The sequence below is a fragment of the Pseudoduganella sp. RAF19 genome, from assembly GCF_052114165.1.
Taxonomy (GTDB): Bacteria; Pseudomonadota; Gammaproteobacteria; order Burkholderiales; family Burkholderiaceae_D; genus Rugamonas.
Genome location: NZ_JBFREF010000010.1, coordinates 151,604 through 169,048, shown reverse-complemented (window position 1 = coordinate 169,048; position 17,445 = coordinate 151,604). Strand labels below are relative to the sequence as shown.

Genomic DNA, 17,445 nt, shown 5'->3' with positions numbered 1-17,445 from the left:
ATGAGCAAATACCCAGCACCTGCTTTGGACAAAGTCCGCATCCTCGTCGTCGGCGACGTCATGCTCGACCGCTACTGGTTTGGCGACGTAAGCCGCATTTCGCCGGAAGCTCCGGTGCCTATCGTGCGCATCGAGAAGCGCGAAGCGCGCCTGGGCGGCGCGGCCAACGTGGCGCGCAATGCTGCCGCGTTGGGCGCGCATGCGGGCCTGCTTGGCATCGTGGGCGCGGACGAAGCGGGCACGGAAGTGGAGAATCTGCTGGAAGGCGGCGGCATCCATTCCTATCTGAAGCGGGATGAGGCGATTTCCACCATCATCAAGCTGCGCGTGATCGGACGCCAGCAGCAGATGGTGCGCATCGACTTTGAAGAGCCGCCTAGCGATACGGTCCTGCGCAATAAGCTGGTGCAGTACAAGACGCTGCTGCCGGACTATAACGTGGTGGTGCTGTCGGACTACAACAAGGGCAGCCTGGTCAACGTGGCGGACATGATTGCTACCGCACGCGCTGAAGGCAAGGTGGTGATGGTCGATCCGAAAGGCGACGACTTCTCGCGCTACGCCGGCGCCACCGTGCTGACGCCGAACAAGTCGGAACTGAAGCGCATCGTCGGCTCGTGGAGCTCCGAGGATCAGCTGACCACCAAGGCGCAGAACCTGCGCGCCGAACTGTCGCTGGACGCGCTGCTGCTCACGCGCTCGGAAGAGGGTATGACCTTGTACACTGCCGATGACCGCTTCCACATTCCGGCCGATGCACGTGAAGTGTTCGACGTGTCCGGCGCAGGCGACACGGTGATTGCCACCATGGCCGCCATGCTCGGCGCCGGCGCCAGCTGGAACGACGCCGTGCAAACCGCCAACCGCGCCGGCGGCATCGTCGTCGGCAAACTGGGCACCGCCACCGTCACCCGCGACGAGCTGTTCGGCGCCTAAGCGCCGCCCCCGGGCGGCTTGGGCGCCCCCCAGCCCTCCCATCGCCGCGCCATTCCCGCAACATCGCCGCCGCCGGAAGCCGCGTCGCGGGACGGCGCGTCGCGGTGATCCTGCTCGCCGATTACCGCGCGTGCGGCCGCATGTTTTTGCTATATTGACATCCCCGTCAACTCAAAGCAGGACATCGCATGCGCCACCTTCCTCTCGCAGCTATCTTGCTGGTAGCCGCCTCCACCTCCATCGCCGGCATCAACTTTGATAAAGACATCCCCGGCGGCGCCGACCATCCCATGCTGCATCGCTATGAAGGCTCCAGCCTGTACATGGTGGGCGGCGAAAATCTCGGCCAGGCCAAGCTGGTACAACTCGATCAAACCAAGCCAACGCTGCACACGGTCGAAGGCCGCATCAGCAACCGCTTCTACTGGGGGCCAAAAGGACGCAGCCCGCTCGAAGTGCACCGCAACTTCCAGCAAGCCCTGACCGCTGCTGGCTTCCAGACCCTCTTTGTGTGCGAAACGGAGCAATGCGAAAAGCAGAAGGTGCAGAACCTGGTGCAGGAGCTGCCGCGTGAAGTGAACTGGAAATCCTTCAACCCGATGGTGGCCAATATCTTCAACAGCGCCAACCAGCCGCAATTCCACTACATCAGCGCCAGCAAGCAGATGCCCGCTGGTCCGATGTATGTGCAAGTGGCCGTGGTGGGCGGCGGCGAAGAAGGCCGCGTGCGCCAGTTCATCCAGATCATCGAACCCACCAGAATGGATACGGGCAAAGTCACCGTTGACACGCGCGCCATCCAGGACGGCCTCCAGCGCGACGGCAAAATCGCCCTGTACGGCGTGACTTTCGACACCAACAAAGCGGTCATCCGCGAGCAATCCACCGAACAGCTGGAGCAGATGGCGCAAGCCCTGAAGGCCAAGCCGCAGCAGAAAGTCTTCATCGTCGGCCACACCGACGACCAGGGCGAATTCGAAGCGAATATGAGCCTGTCGCAAAAGCGCGCACAGGCCGTCGCCGAAGCCCTGAGCAGCAAATACGGCATCGCCGCCAGCCGCTTGACCGCGCGCGGCGTTGCCAACCTGGCGCCGGTCGCCAGCAATGCCAGCGAAGAGGGCCGGGCAAAGAACCGCCGCGTGGAGCTGGTCGCCCGCTGATTGATCTGCCTCAAACGCGCAGCACGCGCCGTCAACGCCATCCGCTGCTCTCCGTTGTGCCGAAGCGAGGACGTCTCGCGTTCACACAATGGAGGGCATCATGATCAGGAAACTGTTGCTGGCAGTCGCTGCATGGATGGTCTGCATGGGCATCGCCTTTGCACAGGTCGACGTCAACAAGGCCGACGCCGCGGCGCTGGACTCCGTCAAAGGCATCGGGCCGGCCAAGTCCAAGGCCATTCTGGAAGAACGCTCCAAGGGCGAATTCAAGGACTGGCCCGACCTGGAAAAGCGCGTAAAAGGCATCGGCGAGAAAAACGCCATCAAGCTGTCCGAAGCCGGCCTGCAGGTCAACGGCAGGTCCCGCGAAGGCGCTCCACGCAAGGAAACCGTAGCTAAAAAATAGTTACAAAAGGCGCACTACCGCGTTAATCCAATGGTAAGATAGTTGTGCTGCTGCGAAAATATCGTTGGAGGATTCAATGAGGATTTCCTTGTTGCGTAGCGGCACGTGCGCAGTTTTTGTATTTCTGACAGCTTGCGGCGGAGGCGATACCCAAATGCCCGGCGCCAGCAGCGCCCCTCGGCAGGCCGCCGCAGTCATTCAATCAGCCCCACTGCAGGAAGTGACGTTCACCGGCAATCTGAGTCAGTATGCCGTGGTGGACAACGGCAATGGCGGCTTTACCGTAACAGACAACCTCACCGGCACATCGCAGACAGTCTCCGCTGGCCAGCGCCTGCGCTTTGCCGACTCGGCGGTTGCACTGGACCTGAATGGCGTGGCAGGGCAGGCCTATCGCCTCTATCAGGCAGCCTTCAACCGCGCGCCCGACTTGCCCGGACTGGGCTTCCAGATGAATGCGCTGGAAGGATTGGGACGCACCCTGGCCCAGGTGGGACAGAACTTCATCGACAGCCCCGAGTTTCAGCAGACCTACGGCAATGTCAATAACACCCAGTTCGTCACGCTGCTCTACCACAATGTGCTCAAGCGCGATCCCGACCCGGACGGGCTGGCCTTCCACCTCAGCTATCTGAACGGCACTGATCCCGAAGGCCGCACCATCAGCCGTGCCGAGGATTTGACCGGCTTCTCGGAATCGCCGGAAAACAAGGCGCTGGTTCTGCCTGCCATCAAGAACGGCATTGAATACATACCTTATGGCTTCAATCCGCCATCCAATCCGCCGTCCGATTACGCGGGCACGTACAGCGGCACGGTCGGCAACGGCGATACGCTGACGATCACGGTGGGCACGGACGGCAACGTCCAGGCTACGTGGAGCATCCCCGCGGTTAATGCCAATCTGCAGGGCACCGGCACCGTGGCTACCGGAGGAAAATTGTCGATGACGCTATCCGGTACTGGCGGACGTGTCGCGACGTTTACCGGCAGCATCCGCCTCGCAGCTAGCCTGGCAACGGGCTACTGGCAGTACACCGCAGGTGCCGGCGGCAGCGGCGCTTTCCACGCCACCTTGCCTGCACCGCCGCCACCGCCACCGCCGACCATTACCTTCGCGCGGGTCCAGCAAATCATCATGCAGCGCTGCGTGCCATGCCATTCCGCGCATCCCACGCAACCGGGCTACAACCCGGCGCCGCTGGGCATCATGTTCGATACCGAAGCGCAAATCCGGGCGCGTGCTGCCGATATTCAGACTTACGCAGTGCAGTCGCAGTTTATGCCTTATGGGAACATCACCAATATGCCGCAATCGGAGCGTGACGAACTGGCCGCATGGTTTGCGGCAGGTACGCCATGATCTCGCAGCGCGCCGCAGCAGCGGCGGTGGCGCTGCTTGCGGTGGCAACATCGGCTGCAGCCGGCGCGGCGGGGCCCGCGCCGGTTTTTTCGCTGCCCGGCGATAGCGGTACGGTGAGTCTGGCGGCCCTGCGCGGCAAGCTTGTCTACGTCGACTTTTGGGCATCGTGGTGCGGACCATGCAGGCACTCATTTCCCTGGATGAGCAGCTTGCAGCAGCGCTACGGCGCCGATGGCTTGCAGATCATCGCCATCAATCTCGACGAACAGCGCGCCGATGCCGCGGCCTTTCTGGCGCGCGTGCCGGCCGGCTTTACCGTGGCCTATGATCCATCGGGGGCCACGGCCAAAGCCTATGGCATCAAAGGCATGCCCACCAGTGCGCTGGTGGGCCGCGACGGCCAGCTGCTGTGGATGCATTCGGGTTTTAACCAGGCCGATATCGTGCAACTGGAAGCGAAGGTGCGCGCCAGCCTCAAACCATGAAGGAGGATGCATGAGCAGCCGTGAATGGATCGCCCTGACTTTGCTGGCATCGGCCTTGTCGGGATGCGGCATGGTGCAGCCGGTGGCACCGTGGGAGAAGGGCGCATTGGCGCGGCCCGCCATGCGCTTCGACAGCAGCCGCCTGGAAACAGCCTACGATGCGCATACCTACGACAGCAAGGAAGCCGCTTCCGGTTCCGGCAGCGTGGGCGGTGGCGGCTGCGGGTGCAACTGATGACCAGCCCGCACGACAAACGCAATCCCGGCCAGGCGCTGATGCTGGCGGCGCTGGCCCTGCCGGGACTGGATGCGCAAGCTCAGACCCTGCCTGATTACAGCGAAATCAGCGTCGGCTATCTGTACTACAAAGACGATCAGCCGGGTCTGGATCGCATCAGCGTGCGCTCGCCATCGCTGCGCGTGATGATGCCGGTGGCGGGGCAGTGGCTGCTGGAGGGCGGTGTGGTCAGCGATCACCTGTCCGGTGCTACACCGCGCTATCACACGGCAATTTCCGGCGCCTCGCGCATGGACGAAAAACGCAATGCAGGCGATGTGCATGTCACGCGCTATTTCGGCCATGCCACCCTGGGCCTGGGCGCGGCACTGTCGAACGAGAACGACTACCGCTCGCATGCCTATTCGGCTGCGGGCACATGGTCCACGGAAGACCGCAATACCACGCTGGGACTATCGCTGGGTGTGTCGAACGACCGCATCTCGCCGGTCAATCTGCTGGTGGTGAACGAGCGCCGCCACACCACGGAAGTGATGGCCAGTCTGGAGCAGGTTGTGAGCAAACGGGATGTGCTCAAGGCCGACTACACCCATGTGCGCGGCCGTGGTTACTTTTCCGATCCTTACAAGCTGCTGGATAACCGTCCACGTGAACGGGGCAGCGACAGCGTGCTGCTGCGCTGGAATCACGCGCTGCAGCATGATGCGCTGCGCAGCAGCTACCGCTTCTACCGCGACAGCTTCGGCATCCGCGCGCATACCTTCGGCGTGGAGCTGGAGCATCCGCTGCCGCAACGCTGGTCGCTCACGCCGGGCCTGCGCTACTACACGCAATCGGCGGCCGATTTCTATTTTGATCCCGTGTACGACCCGCGTTTCGGTCCGCCATTCCCGCCAGGCTATGTGTTTGGCAGCACGGCCTTCACTTCCGCGGATCAGCGCCTGTCCGGTTTTGGTGCCGTGACGCTGGGCCTGCGCGTGGCCAGGCAATTCGGCGATGGCTGGAACGTCTGGTTCAAAGGCGAGAAATATCGCCAGCAAACTTCGTGGCGGATTTTCGGCAGTGACAGTCCCGGTCTGGCGCGCTTTGATGCGCAGCTGTGGCAACTTGGGGTCAGCAAGCAGTGGTAGCGTGGAAGGTCACCTTTACGGCCATGGCCAGCCCTTGCCAGCTGATGCTGGAAGCGGCCAGCCAGGAAGACGCCGAGCGCATTGCCGCGCCTGCGATTGATGAAGTGCGGCGCATCGAAATCACTTACTCCCGCTTTCGCAGCGACAGCGTTGTTGGCCGCATCAATGCGTCGGCGGGCAGCGGCGAGTGGATTACTGTGTCGCCTGAAGCATGCAGTCTGCTCGACTATGCAAACAGCCTGCACGCGATCAGCGAGGGTCTGTTCGACATCACTTCCGGTGTGCTGTGCCGGGCCTGGAATTTCAGCATACCGCGCGTGCCTTCCAGCGATGAGCTGGCGCAGCTGCTGGCGCTGGTCGGCTGGGAGAAGGTAGAGCGCCAGCGCGACGCCGTGCGGCTATCGGTCGCGGGCATGGAGCTGGACTTCGGCGGCTTCGGCAAGGAATACGCGGCCGATCGCGCGGCAGCGGTGTTGCGTGCACAAGGCGTGCGCTATGGCTATGTGAATCTGGGTGGCGACATGAGCGTGATTGGTCCGCAGCCGGACGGCGACCCATGGCGCATCGGTATTCAGAATCCCCGCAATAACGAACTCACCATCGCATCGCTGGCCCTGGTGCGGGGCAGCCTCGCCACTTCGGGCGACTACGAACGCTACTTCGATCTGCACGGACGGCGCTACTGCCATATCCTCAATCCGCGCAGCGGCATGCCGGTGACGGCCTGGCGTTCGGTGAGCGTGCTGGCGCCGTTGGCCATCACGGCGGGCAGCACCAGCACCATCGCCATGCTGATGGGCGAGCGCGCGCTGCCCTTCCTTGAGCAGTCCGGCTTTGCCTGGCTGGCGCAGGACGCGGACGGCCACTTGCATCGACAAGGACTACCCGCCTGATGCATACAATATGTTTCACAAGCCTCGGCATTGGCGTGCGATGATAGCGCGTTCATTTGACGGGGAGAGAACATGCACTACTTGAAGCAGACAGCGCTCGCGGCGGCGCTGGCAGCAAGCGCCGGCGTCAGCACGGCAGCAGCGCCGGATATGGCGCACCATCAGCCTGACGTCGACAAGATCGTCAAGGAGATTTCGCCGCAGCGCATCGAAGCGACCATCCGCAAGCTGGTGAGCTTCAAGACGCGCCACACCATGTCCGAAACGGAATCCGATACCGTGGGCATTGGCGCGGCGCGCCGCTGGATCAAGTCGGAAATGGATAAGTGCGGTGCGGGCCATCTGCAAGTAGCGTTCGATAGCCATATCGCACCTGTATCGGCGCGCATCAGCCGTCCCACCGAAATCGTCAACGTGGTCGCCACGCTGCCCGGCGCACAAGCCGAATCGCGTGAGCGCATGTACGTCGTCAGCGGCCACTACGACTCGCGCAACACCGACATCATGGACGCCAAGGGCGATGCACCCGGCGCCAACGATGATGCATCCGGCACCGCCGCCGTGATGGAAATGGCCTGCGTGATGTCCAAATATAAGTTCGATGCCACCATCGTCTTCATGACCGTGGCCGCGGAAGAGCAAGGCTTGCTGGGCGCGGCGCACTGGGCGGAAGAAGCGAAGAAAAAGAACCTCAACATCGCCGGCATGTTCACCAATGACATCATCGGCAGCTCCCATTCCGACACCGGCCAGAAGGACGACAAGCAAGTGCGCCTGTTCGCAGAAGGATTGCCGGTGCAGAAGGAAACCAGCGATGTGGTGCGCAGCCTGGTGGCCACCGGCGGCGAAAACGATTCGCTCTCGCGCCAGCTGGCACGCCACGTGAAAGAGCAGGGCGAGCGTTATGTGTCCGGCTTCAAGGTCAACGTGATCCAGCGACGTGACCGTTATCTGCGCGGCGGCGATCACATGCCATTCCTGGAACGCGGCTACGCGGCCTTGCGCTTCACCGAACCGGCTGAAGACTTCTCGCACCAGCACCAGAACCTGCGCACGGAAAACGGCAAGGTCTACGGCGATCTGCCGGAGTTCGACGACTTCAATTACATCGCCCAGGTCGCGCGCGTGAACGCCGCCGCACTGGCGACGCTGGCCAATGCGCCGGCCGCGCCGCAGCAAGTCAAGCTGCGCACGGCCCAATTGGAGAACGACTCCACGCTCGTCTGGCAAGCCAACGCCGAACCCGACGTGGCCGGCTACCGGATCGTCTGGCGCGACACTGGCGCCCCGGACTGGCAGGGCAGCCAATACGTCGGCAATGTGACCGAAGCGAAGATCGCCCTGTCGAAAGACAACGTCTTCTTCGGCGTACAGGCGGTCGACAAGGACGGCAACGTCAGCCCGGCGACTTACCCTTCGCCGCAGCGCTAATCCCGATCGGGACGCGCTTATCCGCACGGGGCGGCGTTCATCGCAAGCCGCCCCGCACACTCTCCGGATAGTGCAAAGTTGGCACGCCTCCCGGTCAGCCAGCGCTTTCAGCACCGCTTTCGCGGCATGTAAGGCAATTAGCGCGGCAGGTTAGCCAGGAAGGCGTGGATCTGGGAAACGACATTCGCGCCTTCGCCAACGCCCGCTGCTACGCGTTTGGTGGAGCCCGCGCGTACGTCGCCGATCGCGAACACGCCCGGTACACTGGTTTCCAGTGATGCGCGTTCCGGCATGTTCTTCGGATAGACCCCGTTGGAGAAATTGGCGCGGCACTGGGCCTTGGTCACGTCGAAGCCGGTGCGGATAAAGCCTTGCGGGTCGACGTCCACCCCGCAGTCTTCCAGCCAGCCGGTGTTCGGATCGGCGCCGATGAAGAGGAACATGCGGCATACATCGCAATTCTCTTCTTCGCCCGTCTCGTTGCAGCGGAAGCGCACCTGCTTCAATCCTTCTTCATCGCCTTCCAGCGCCACCACTTCAGTGTGCGTGTGCAGTTCGATGTTCGGTGTGGATTTGATGCGGTCGATCAGGTAGGTGGACATGGTCGCTTTCAGACCATCGCCACGGATCACCATATGCACCTTTTTCGCGAAGCCGGACAGGAACACGGCCGCCTGGCCTGCGGAGTTGCCGCCGCCAACCAGCACGATTTCTTCCGACTTGCACAGGCGTCCTTCGATCGGCGAGGCCCAGTAGTAAATGCCTTTGCCTTCGAACTGCTTGATGTTCGCCAGCGGCGGACGGCGATAACGCGCGCCGCAGGACAGCACCACCGAACGCGCTTTCACGCGCTGGCCTTCAGCCGTTTCCACCTGCAGCGGATAGGTGTCGCAGATCAGGCGCGCAGCCGGTGCCGGGATCGCGACTTCAACGCCGAATTTTTGCGCCTGTACATATGCACGGCCTGCCAAAGCGCCGCCCGAAATACCGGTCGGGAAGCCGAGATAGTTTTCGATACGCGCACTGGCCGCAGCCTGGCCGCCGTAGGCGCGCTGTTCGAGCGCCAGCACCGACAAGCCTTCCGAACCTGCATACACCGCAGTGGCCATGCCCGCAGGACCAGCGCCGACCACGATCACGTCCCACACTTTCTCGCCATCGAGATCGGGCAGCATGCCGAGGCAGCGGCCGATTTCAGCCAGGCTTGGATTCTTTTTGACGGCGCCGTCAGGGCACACCACCAGCGGCCAGTCGTCCGCCGTCGGCTGGTAATACTCGCACAGGGCGCGCGCTTGCGCATCATCCTTTGGATCGATCACGCGGTAAGGGTGGGCGTTACTTTCCAGGAAGGCGCGCAGGTGGAACAAGGCGCCGTTGCCCGGCGGGGATACCAGCAGCAAACCGCCGCCTTCGGATTCCAGCAGGCCCACGCGGCGCAGGATCAGCGCGCGCACGATGCGCTCGCCCAGCTCCGCTTCCGCAATCACCAGTGCACGCAGGTTCTCCGGCGGGATCACCAGCGCTTCCACTTCGGTCTGCGCGATGGCGTTCACCAGCGATGGACGGCCTGCCAGCTGCGATACCTCGGCGGTGAATTCGCCCGGGCCATGTTCCGTCATGTGCGAGGAATTCCCCAGACCGTCGTAGCGGCTGATGGCAATCGTGCCTTTCAGGGTGACGATCATGCCGAACGTGGTATGGCCTGCCTCCAGAATGCGCACGCCGCGCCCATAGGTGCGGGTGGTGCCGAAGCGCGCAATGCGCTTGAGTTCCTGCTCATTCAATACGGGGTTCAGCTGGTGCAGGCGCGTCATCAGGGACGCGGGCATTGCAGTGGCTACTTGCTCGTCCTTGTTGGCTTCGGGCTCAAATTCTGGGGCGTTCATGTTGCTATTCTCCTGTGATACCGCGAGTGTAAACTAATTGAATAATCTTGCTTGAAATTTACATATGCATATTCGATCTCTGAGCTCGACGGACCTGGACACCTTTTTCAGCTACCTCAATGATCACTTGCTGGACAACGGCCGCGATGGCGCGCCGCTGTTCCAGCCGATGCCGCGCGGGCAGGGCTTCCCGCCGGAGAAAGTGGCTGCTTTCCGCAGCGGGGCGCAGGCGGCGTTTGGCCAGCCGGGCTGGCGCCGCGTATGGATTGCCGAAAGTGAGCGCGGCATCATGGGCCACATCGATCTGCGTTCGCGTCCCGAACCGGCCGCTGCGCACCGCGCCTTGCTGGGCATGGGCGTGCACCGCGATGTGCGCCGTGGCGGCGTGGGTATGGCGCTGCTGGATACGGCCATTGCCTGGGCGCGCGAGCAGCGTCTGGAATGGATCGATCTGGAAGTGCTCAGCGCGAATGCGCCGGCGGTGGGACTCTATCTTAAGAGGGGATTCTTGAAGACGGGCGAGATTCCCGATCTGTTCCGCATCGATGGTGAGGGTTACGCCTACTCCTATATGAGTTTTTCGCTCTAAGCAATGCAGGCCGGTCCGGTTTAAAATGGCTGTTTTGGTCAACGCTTCTGAATCCGATGGCTTACAAGACAATCGCCGATTTGATCGGCAACACGCCCCTCGTCCAGCTGATGCGCATTCCCGGCGCGGATGCGGCGGCGCGCGGCAACATCATCCTGGGTAAGCTGGAAGGCGATAATCCTGCCGGTTCCGTGAAAGACCGCGCTGCCATGTCCATGCTGCGCCGTGCCGAAGAACGCGGCGACATCAAGCCGGGCGACACCCTGATTGAAGCGACCAGCGGTAACACCGGCATCGCGCTGGCCATGGCGGCTGCGATCCGCGGTTACAAGATGCTGCTGCTGATGCCGGAAAACCTGAGCGAAGAACGCCGCCAGAGCATGGCTGCCTACGGCGCGCAAATCATCCTGACGCCGAAGACCGGCGGCATGGAATACGCGCGCGACCTGGCGGAGCAGATGCAGAAGGATGGCAAGGGCATCATCCTCGACCAATTCGCCAATGGCGATAACCCGCGCGCCCACTACGAAGGCACGGGTCCCGAAATCTGGCGCGATACCGATGGCCGCATCACCCACTTCGTGAGCGCCATGGGCACCACCGGCACCATCATGGGGGTGTCGCAGTTCCTCAAAGAGAAGAACGAAAACATCCAGATCATTGGCGCGCAGCCGGAAGAGGGCTCGTCGATTCCTGGTATCCGCAAATGGCCGGAAGCCTACCTGCCGAAGATTTACGACAAGGCGCGGGTCGATCAGATTGAATACGTATCGCAGGCTGCAGCGGAGCGCATGGCCCGCCGCCTGGCTGCGGAGGAAGGCATCTTCTGCGGGATTTCGGCAGCAGGCGCCTGTGAGATTGCATTGCGTATTTCGCAGACCGTGGAAAACGCGACGATCGTATTTATCGTCTGTGACCGCGGTGACCGCTATCTCTCGACCGGGGTGTTCCCGGCTTGAGAAATGTTCTTCCCTCTCCCCTCGGGAGGGGAGGGAATCATCACTCCATCAAGGCGATTAGCCTTTGGATGGGGTTTCGCCTTCTTTAGGCTTGAACTGCTTGTCGCTGATGCGGAACTTGTTGCGGCGGTCGCCCATCAAGTAACGCAGATCGCGAATGCTCAGGTCGCTGACTTCGTGCATGCGAATCAGCAGCGATGCGCCAACCGGCAGGCGGTGGTGACGGATCTTGCTGATCACAGGAGGAGCCACTTCCAGGGCACGCGACAGGGCCGCGTCATTTTTCAGACGCAGGTTTTCGATCAGGGTGTCCAGCAGACGATTTGGGTTGTACTGCAGCAGATCATCGCCTTCCGACTCGCTGTTCATATCAATGCCGACTTGGTTGGTCATGTTGTCTGTTCCTTCTGTAAAGTTTTCCTGCAAAGTGAAACACTCGGAGCTCAATCTTGCTGCGTTAATGTCTTCCTTCACTGAGGAACGAAATCACACACTGACGGATTCCGGGATAACAAGTTTCATAATTTCTACACAATTGTACAACAATCGGCGTCGACAGTACTTAATAGCAACAAAAAATATAAAAATGCTCTCACTGCCGTTGTCGTGTTGCAACATTGTGAGAGAATTCTACCCCATTTTTTGTGCTAGGGTAATGCTAAACCATGTCTAACGTGCAATCTTAAGTATACCTTCAGGTTACAAACATTGCCGCACAATACAAGTGCATATACCTGCACAATATATGCTGATTGGCAACTATTTCAACCCGGTTTTACACGTCCTTACAAACTTAGCCGCCGCGTGACAGACGCACGGCGCGTCCCAGTTCGACCACCGACATGGCGTAGAAATAGCTGCGGTTGTATTGCGTGATGGTGTAGAAGTTATTGCTACCTACCCAGTATTCCGTAGGCTCCGAGCCGTTCTGCAAATCCACCAGGCCATACAGCATGCCGGGTGGCAAAGAAGAGGTGGTGGCAACCCCTGCGGCAATCAAGTCCTCGGCGCGGAATTTTGCTTCAAGTCCCTGATTGATAAAGGGTTCCCAGGCTCGTGCAGGGGAAACCGTTGCCGGATAGACCAGAGGGCCTGGATCTTCGCGGCGCCAACCGTGGCCCACCAGGAAGGCGGCCACACTGCCGATGGCATCGGCAGCTGAATTACGTAAATCGATCTTGCCGTCGCCGTCGAAATCGACAGCGAATTTGGCGATATTACCCGGCATGAATTGCACCATGCCGACAGCGCCGGCATACGAGCCGGTAAAGCTCAGCGGATCAACGCCGGCCTGGCGTGCATACAGCAGCGTTTGCTCAAGCTCGCTGCGGAAGAACGCCATACGCGCTTCGCGGTTCGGCGCTTCCGGATAGGAGAAGGCCAGTGTGGCCAGCACATCCAGCACGCGGAACTTGCCCATGTCGCGGCCGTAGATTGTCTCCACGCCGATGATACCGACAATTACTTCGGCCGGAACGCCATACAGTGCTTCAGCGCGCTCCAGCGCTTCGCGGTTTGTGTTCCAGAAATTCACACCGGCATTGATGCGGATCGGCTCGATGAAGCGGCTGCTGTACGCCTGCCAGTTCTTCGGCTTGCCCGGCGGCGCCGGTTTCACCAGCTGCACGGCCGAGTCGAGGTAGCGCAGCTGCAGGAACAGGCTTTCCAGCTCGCTGCGCTGGAAGCCGTTCTTCGCAGCCATCTCGTCAAAGAATTGCTGCACGTCTTTCCACTGGCCGAAGTTCACGAACTCGCCCGTGTAGTAGTCGGATGCAGGCTTGGCTGCCGGCTTCTTGACGACTTTCTTCCTGGCGGGCTTGTGCGTGGCGGCCTCCGCCGGAGGCAGGGCTGCGCCGGTTCCCAGCGCTGCAGCCAGCAGCATCACGGCAAGCTTGGGACGGTATTGCGAATTCAGTTTCATTGCGATTGCTTCAACAAAGTCGCCAGCCGCTTGACTGACTGTGTTCTTTCTTCGGCCTGCGGAACGCCATACTTGAGCGCACCATACAGGTCCAGGAATCCGGTCATGGCAGCCTTCTTTTCCCCCGGCACATTAAGCCCCTTCACCCGCGCGGCCAGTTTCATCGGGCCATCATCCGGCGCCTTGTGCAAGCCACGCCGTGCCAGCATGGCGCAGAAGGCGCTGAACGCGGCCTCAACCGGGTCGGTCTGGCGCACTTGCTGGCGCCAGCGCGCAAAGCCGATCAGGGCCGCAATCAGGGCCAGTCCGGCCAGCGTACGCCAGTTTGCAAAGGTTGAACCTAGTTCCTTGAGGAAATTTTGCTGCCTATCTGGATTGTAATCGAGGACCCATTGATTCCAAGCATTATTCATCGCACTGAGGCTAAAACGCATCTGCGACAGCCACGAATTTTTGTCGTTCTGCAAAGCTACCAGGCCTTCGAAGCCGAATGGCGCTGGCTGGGGCAGGGTTCTGGCCAGGTTCTGGCGCACGCGCTCGGGCGCCACTGCAGCGGTTGGATCGACGCGCACCCAGCCGCGCCGGCCCAGCCAGACTTCGGCCCAGGCGTGGGCATCCGACTGGCGGATCGTGTAGTAACGGTCAACGGGATTGAATTCGCCGCCCTGGTAGCCGGTGATCACGCGCGCCGGCACCCCGGCCGAACGCATCAGGAAAACGAAGGCGCTGGCGTAGTGCTCGCAGAAGCCCTGGCGGGTGTTGAACAGGAATTCATCCACGGCGTCCCGGCCCAGCAGCGGCGGCTCCAGCGTGTATTCGAACTTCTCCTTGCGGAATAGCTGGAGCACGGCGCGAATGGCGGCGTCGGGCGAACCGTGCGATGCCAGCACCTGGCCGAATTCGCGGGCGCGGGGGTTGTAGCCGGCCGGCAGCTGCAGCCAGCGGCGCATATCGTCATCGCTTAATCCAGGCTGCACCGTGTAGTCGAGGAAGGCTGTGGCCTGGTAGCGCTGGCGGCTGGTCACTGGCGCCATTGCATAGGTTTCCAGTTCGTCCGTGTAGCTGGCGCTCTGGCCATCCAGTTGCAGATTGCGTTCGCTGAATTCCAGGGTGAACAGGAAGCGTTTATTGCTGGGCTCCATGGTCAGCTCGTACGGGTAGGCCGGTCCGCGCAGTGCAGCGGCGATCCGCATCACGCTCGACTGGCGCCGCGCAACGCGCGTCCAGGTGCGGCCGTCGTAGGAACTGAGCACCGGGCCGCGCCAATACAGCTTGTCCTGCGGCGGCACGCCGTCGACGAAGCGCACACGGAACGCGACTTCGTCGGAACGCGCCAGGTTCGCCATGCTGCCGGGCGCCATGGTGTCCGAAATGCCCGTGCGGCCCGATTGCGCATCGCCCGGCAAGCCCCACAGCGGCCCCTGGATACGGGGGAATACCACGAACAGCAACAGCCCAAGCGGCGCCGCCATCAGGAAGAGTTTTGCTGCCGTTTTCAGGCGCGTCATCAGCGGCGGTACGGCACCCGTGTACTGGAAGGTCAGCTGGGCCGTCAGCAGAACGATCAGCGTCACCACCATGCCCAGTGCGGCCAGCATGGACTGGGAATAGAAGAAGTTCGTCAGCAGCAGGAAGAAGCTGAGGAAGACCACGACGAACAGATCGCGCCGCGCATGCATCTCCAGCAGCTTGAAGGCCAGCAGCAGTGCCAGCATGGCGACGCCGGGGTCTTTGCCCAGCAAGGTGCGGTAGGAATACATCACGCCCGCCATGGCGGCAATCGATATCGGCAGCAGCAGCCATAGTGGCGGCATGCGCGTGCCGCGAATCGTGATGACGGCGCGCCAGGCCAGGGTCAGCAACACGGTGCCGCAAGTCCACAGCGGCAGATGCTCGAAGTGGGGCGCGATCACCAGCAGCGACGACAGCAGCAGCAGCAGGGTGTCGGATTTGTCGCGCGTCAGGCGCCGGGCCACCACGCGCCATGACGAGCCCTCGTCGCGCGAACGGCTGCCCGCGCCGCGATGCGGACCGCGCCGTTCAGCGATGCCTGGTGGAGGGCTGCTCATGCGAAGGCCTCCGTTCCGTACAGGGCCAGCGCGCGCAGGCAGCTGGCCTGATGGGCGTCGCCATTGGAGGGCGGATAGTGATGATGGGCGATGCGGAAAGAGAAGGGCAGGGCGCGGCGTTCAGCCTCCAGCACCCAGGCCGTCATGCGCGACAGGCGCAGTTCCAGATCGAGATGTGGCGGGAGCTGGGCGAAGTCCAGTTCCAGTTCCGCGACCGCACCGCCTTCGAAATGCTTGGTCAGCAGATTGCCGCCAATGGAAGGATCGACGCGCGCAATCTGGCGCCAGGCCAGGTGGCGCATCGGATCGCCCGGCTGGTAGCTGCGTACGCCGCCGAAATTATCCAGGCCCACCGTGCCGTGGCCATCCTCGCTGGCCGCGCCCTGTGTCGGCAGCGGCGGCGCGTTCGGTTCGGGCTGTGGATAGACCAGCACTTTCAGGTCCGGCTGCCAGTAGCTCCAGGCGCCGAACAGGCCAAGCGGAAAACGCGTGAACAGGCGCACGCGCGGCGCCTGCAGCCAGCCGCGCTGTTTTGCGGGCAGGGCCAGCGTGGCGACGGCGCTGCCGCGCTTCGGCACATCGACCACGTGGCGCGGTTCGCCATCCTGCTGGAAACCGAGCCAGACGGCGTAACGCTCGCGCGGCGTGGGATTCAGCACATGCAGTTCGAACTGCGCCTCGCTGCCAGCAAACACCGGCTGGGCGCGTCCGGGACGCAGGCGCAGCAAGGCCAGGTTCTTGGCCGTCATATACATGTCGGCGATGGCGCAGGCGATGGTGAAGAAGGTCAGCGCAAAGCCCAGACCCAGGGTGTAGTTGATGGAGCCGATCAGCATGATGATCAGCAGGCCCACAAAGGCCAGGCCTGCCCGCGTCGGCAGGATGAACACGCGCCGCATCACCAGCGTGACTTCGCCGGGTTCGGTTTCCTTGAGCTGGAACAGCCAGCGGTCGGCCATCCTGCGGGCGGCGGCGATCATGGTCTTCAGACCGGAACGGATTTCTGCAGCTGCAGCACCAGCTCGCGGCTGGCCAGCGCCACGCCATGCGCCGACTTCACGGGACGCAGCCGGTGCGCACACACCGGCACCAGCATGGCTTGCACGTCTTCCGGCATCACGTGGTTGCGGCCTTCCAGCGCGGCCCAGGCGCGCGACGCCTGCAGCAGGGCCAGCGCGGCGCGCGGGCTCAGACCTTCGGCAAAGGAGCCGTTCTGGCGCGAGGCCTGGGCCAGCGCCTGCACATAATCGATCAGGGCCGGCGAAGCGTGAATCTGGCGCAGGCCCTGCTGGGCTTCCGCCAGTTCGGCCGGCGTCATGGCCGGCTGCAGTTCCTTCAGCATGGCGCGCCGGTCTTCGCCCATCAACAGGGCGCGCTCGGCTTGCGCATCGGGGTAGCCTAGCGAAAGGCACATCAGGAAACGGTCGAGCTGCGATTCGGGCAACGGGAAGGTGCCGATCTGGTGGGTCGGGTTCTGGGTAGCGATTACGAAGAAGGGCACGGGCAGGGCGCGCGTGACGCCATCGGCCGAGACCTGGCGTTCTTCCATCGCTTCCAGCAGGCCCGATTGGGTCTTCGGCGTGGCGCGGTTGATCTCATCGGCCAGCAGCACCTGCGTGAAGATCGGGCCGTGGTGGAACACGAAGCCGTTTTTCTCGCGCTCGTAAATCGAAATGCCGGCCACATCGGCTGGCAGCAGGTCACTGGTGAACTGGATACGGTTGAATTGCAGGCCCAGCGACTGCGCCAGGGCGTGCGACAGCGTGGTCTTGCCGACGCCGGGCACGTCCTCCAGCAGCAGATGGCCACCGGCCAGCAGACAGGCGAGGGACTGGCGCACCTGCAAGTCCTTGCCAACGATGATCTGGCTGACCTGGCGTGCGACGGCGTGCAATTTTGTGTACATGAGTTTATCCTGTTGTTATATTCGCCCTGCGGGGGATTTTATGCGAGAAAGCGCGGAGACGCAGTAGTACCCA

Annotated in this window: 17 protein-coding genes; 11 read left to right on the top strand and 6 right to left on the bottom strand. The window is 62.3% G+C overall.

Annotation, left to right across the window (positions count from 1 at the left end):
- The 9 genes from rfaE1 (at position 1) to AB4Z19_RS25435 (ending at position 8,042) form a co-directional block, all read left to right on the top strand.
- A complete protein-coding gene (rfaE1, locus tag AB4Z19_RS25475) occupies positions 1 to 936 on the top strand; it encodes a D-glycero-beta-D-manno-heptose-7-phosphate kinase (protein WP_442036468.1) in 936 nt (311 codons plus the stop codon).
- A gap of 188 nt (positions 937 to 1,124) precedes the next feature.
- Complete coding sequence (locus AB4Z19_RS25470; protein WP_442025502.1) at positions 1,125 to 2,096, top strand: OmpA family protein; 972 nt, start codon at positions 1,125 to 1,127, stop codon at positions 2,094 to 2,096.
- A gap of 100 nt (positions 2,097 to 2,196) precedes the next feature.
- Positions 2,197 to 2,502: a ComEA family DNA-binding protein gene (locus AB4Z19_RS25465; protein ID WP_442025503.1), complete on the top strand. Its 306-nt coding sequence runs from the start codon at positions 2,197 to 2,199 to the stop codon at positions 2,500 to 2,502.
- A gap of 154 nt (positions 2,503 to 2,656) precedes the next feature.
- Positions 2,657 to 3,865: a DUF4214 domain-containing protein gene (locus AB4Z19_RS25460; protein WP_442025504.1), complete on the top strand. Its 1,209-nt coding sequence runs from the start codon at positions 2,657 to 2,659 to the stop codon at positions 3,863 to 3,865.
- On the top strand, positions 3,862 to 4,350 hold the full coding sequence (locus AB4Z19_RS25455; protein ID WP_442025505.1) for a TlpA disulfide reductase family protein: 489 nt from the start codon (positions 3,862 to 3,864) through the stop codon (positions 4,348 to 4,350). Before AB4Z19_RS25460 ends, AB4Z19_RS25455 begins: the two co-directional genes overlap by 4 nt.
- A 10-nt stretch (positions 4,351 to 4,360) precedes the next feature.
- Positions 4,361 to 4,585, top strand: coding sequence for a DUF4266 domain-containing protein (locus AB4Z19_RS25450; protein WP_442036466.1), 225 nt, complete (start codon positions 4,361 to 4,363; stop codon positions 4,583 to 4,585).
- The gene (locus tag AB4Z19_RS25445) at positions 4,585 to 5,718 is read left to right on the top strand and encodes a DUF3570 domain-containing protein (protein WP_442036464.1); all 1,134 of its coding nucleotides are present in this window, start codon (positions 4,585 to 4,587) and stop codon (positions 5,716 to 5,718) included. The genes AB4Z19_RS25450 and AB4Z19_RS25445 overlap by 1 nt, the downstream gene beginning before the upstream one ends.
- The gene (locus tag AB4Z19_RS25440; protein WP_442025508.1) at positions 5,688 to 6,611 is read left to right on the top strand and encodes an FAD:protein FMN transferase; all 924 of its coding nucleotides are present in this window, start codon (positions 5,688 to 5,690) and stop codon (positions 6,609 to 6,611) included. The genes AB4Z19_RS25445 and AB4Z19_RS25440 overlap by 31 nt, the downstream gene beginning before the upstream one ends.
- 72 nt (positions 6,612 to 6,683) lie before the next feature.
- Entirely contained in the window at positions 6,684 to 8,042 is a 1,359-nt protein-coding gene (locus AB4Z19_RS25435; protein WP_442025509.1) for a M20/M25/M40 family metallo-hydrolase, read from the top strand.
- A 137-nt stretch (positions 8,043 to 8,179) separates the two neighbouring features.
- On the opposite strand, the gene AB4Z19_RS25430 is transcribed toward AB4Z19_RS25435, so the two are convergent.
- On the bottom strand, positions 8,180 to 9,928 hold the full coding sequence (locus tag AB4Z19_RS25430; protein WP_442025510.1) for an FAD-dependent oxidoreductase: 1,749 nt from the start codon (positions 9,926 to 9,928) through the stop codon (positions 8,180 to 8,182).
- A gap of 64 nt (positions 9,929 to 9,992) precedes the next feature.
- On the opposite strand from AB4Z19_RS25430, the gene AB4Z19_RS25425 reads away from it, so the two are divergent.
- Complete coding sequence (locus AB4Z19_RS25425; protein ID WP_442036462.1) at positions 9,993 to 10,517, top strand: GNAT family N-acetyltransferase; 525 nt, start codon at positions 9,993 to 9,995, stop codon at positions 10,515 to 10,517.
- Positions 10,518 to 10,573: 56 nt separating this feature from the next.
- Positions 10,574 to 11,476, top strand: coding sequence for a cysteine synthase CysM (cysM, locus tag AB4Z19_RS25420; protein ID WP_442036460.1), 903 nt, complete (start codon positions 10,574 to 10,576; stop codon positions 11,474 to 11,476).
- Between the two features lie 57 nt (positions 11,477 to 11,533).
- Here cysM and AB4Z19_RS25415 read toward each other — a convergent pair whose 3' ends face one another.
- From AB4Z19_RS25415 to AB4Z19_RS25395, 5 genes are all read right to left on the bottom strand, one after another.
- Complete coding sequence (locus AB4Z19_RS25415) at positions 11,534 to 11,869, bottom strand: hypothetical protein (protein WP_442036458.1); 336 nt, start codon at positions 11,867 to 11,869, stop codon at positions 11,534 to 11,536.
- Between the two features lie 400 nt (positions 11,870 to 12,269).
- Positions 12,270 to 13,397: a lytic murein transglycosylase B gene (gene mltB, locus AB4Z19_RS25410; protein WP_442036456.1), complete on the bottom strand. Its 1,128-nt coding sequence runs from the start codon at positions 13,395 to 13,397 to the stop codon at positions 12,270 to 12,272.
- Positions 13,394 to 15,466, bottom strand: coding sequence for a transglutaminase family protein (locus tag AB4Z19_RS25405; RefSeq protein WP_442036454.1), 2,073 nt, complete (start codon positions 15,464 to 15,466; stop codon positions 13,394 to 13,396). Before AB4Z19_RS25405 ends, mltB begins: the two co-directional genes overlap by 4 nt.
- The gene (locus AB4Z19_RS25400) at positions 15,463 to 16,446 is read right to left on the bottom strand and encodes a DUF58 domain-containing protein (protein ID WP_442026171.1); all 984 of its coding nucleotides are present in this window, start codon (positions 16,444 to 16,446) and stop codon (positions 15,463 to 15,465) included. The genes AB4Z19_RS25405 and AB4Z19_RS25400 overlap by 4 nt, the downstream gene beginning before the upstream one ends.
- Positions 16,447 to 16,451: 5 nt before the next feature.
- Complete coding sequence (locus AB4Z19_RS25395) at positions 16,452 to 17,372, bottom strand: AAA family ATPase (protein ID WP_442026172.1); 921 nt, start codon at positions 17,370 to 17,372, stop codon at positions 16,452 to 16,454.
- Positions 17,373 to 17,445 lie beyond the last annotated feature (73 nt).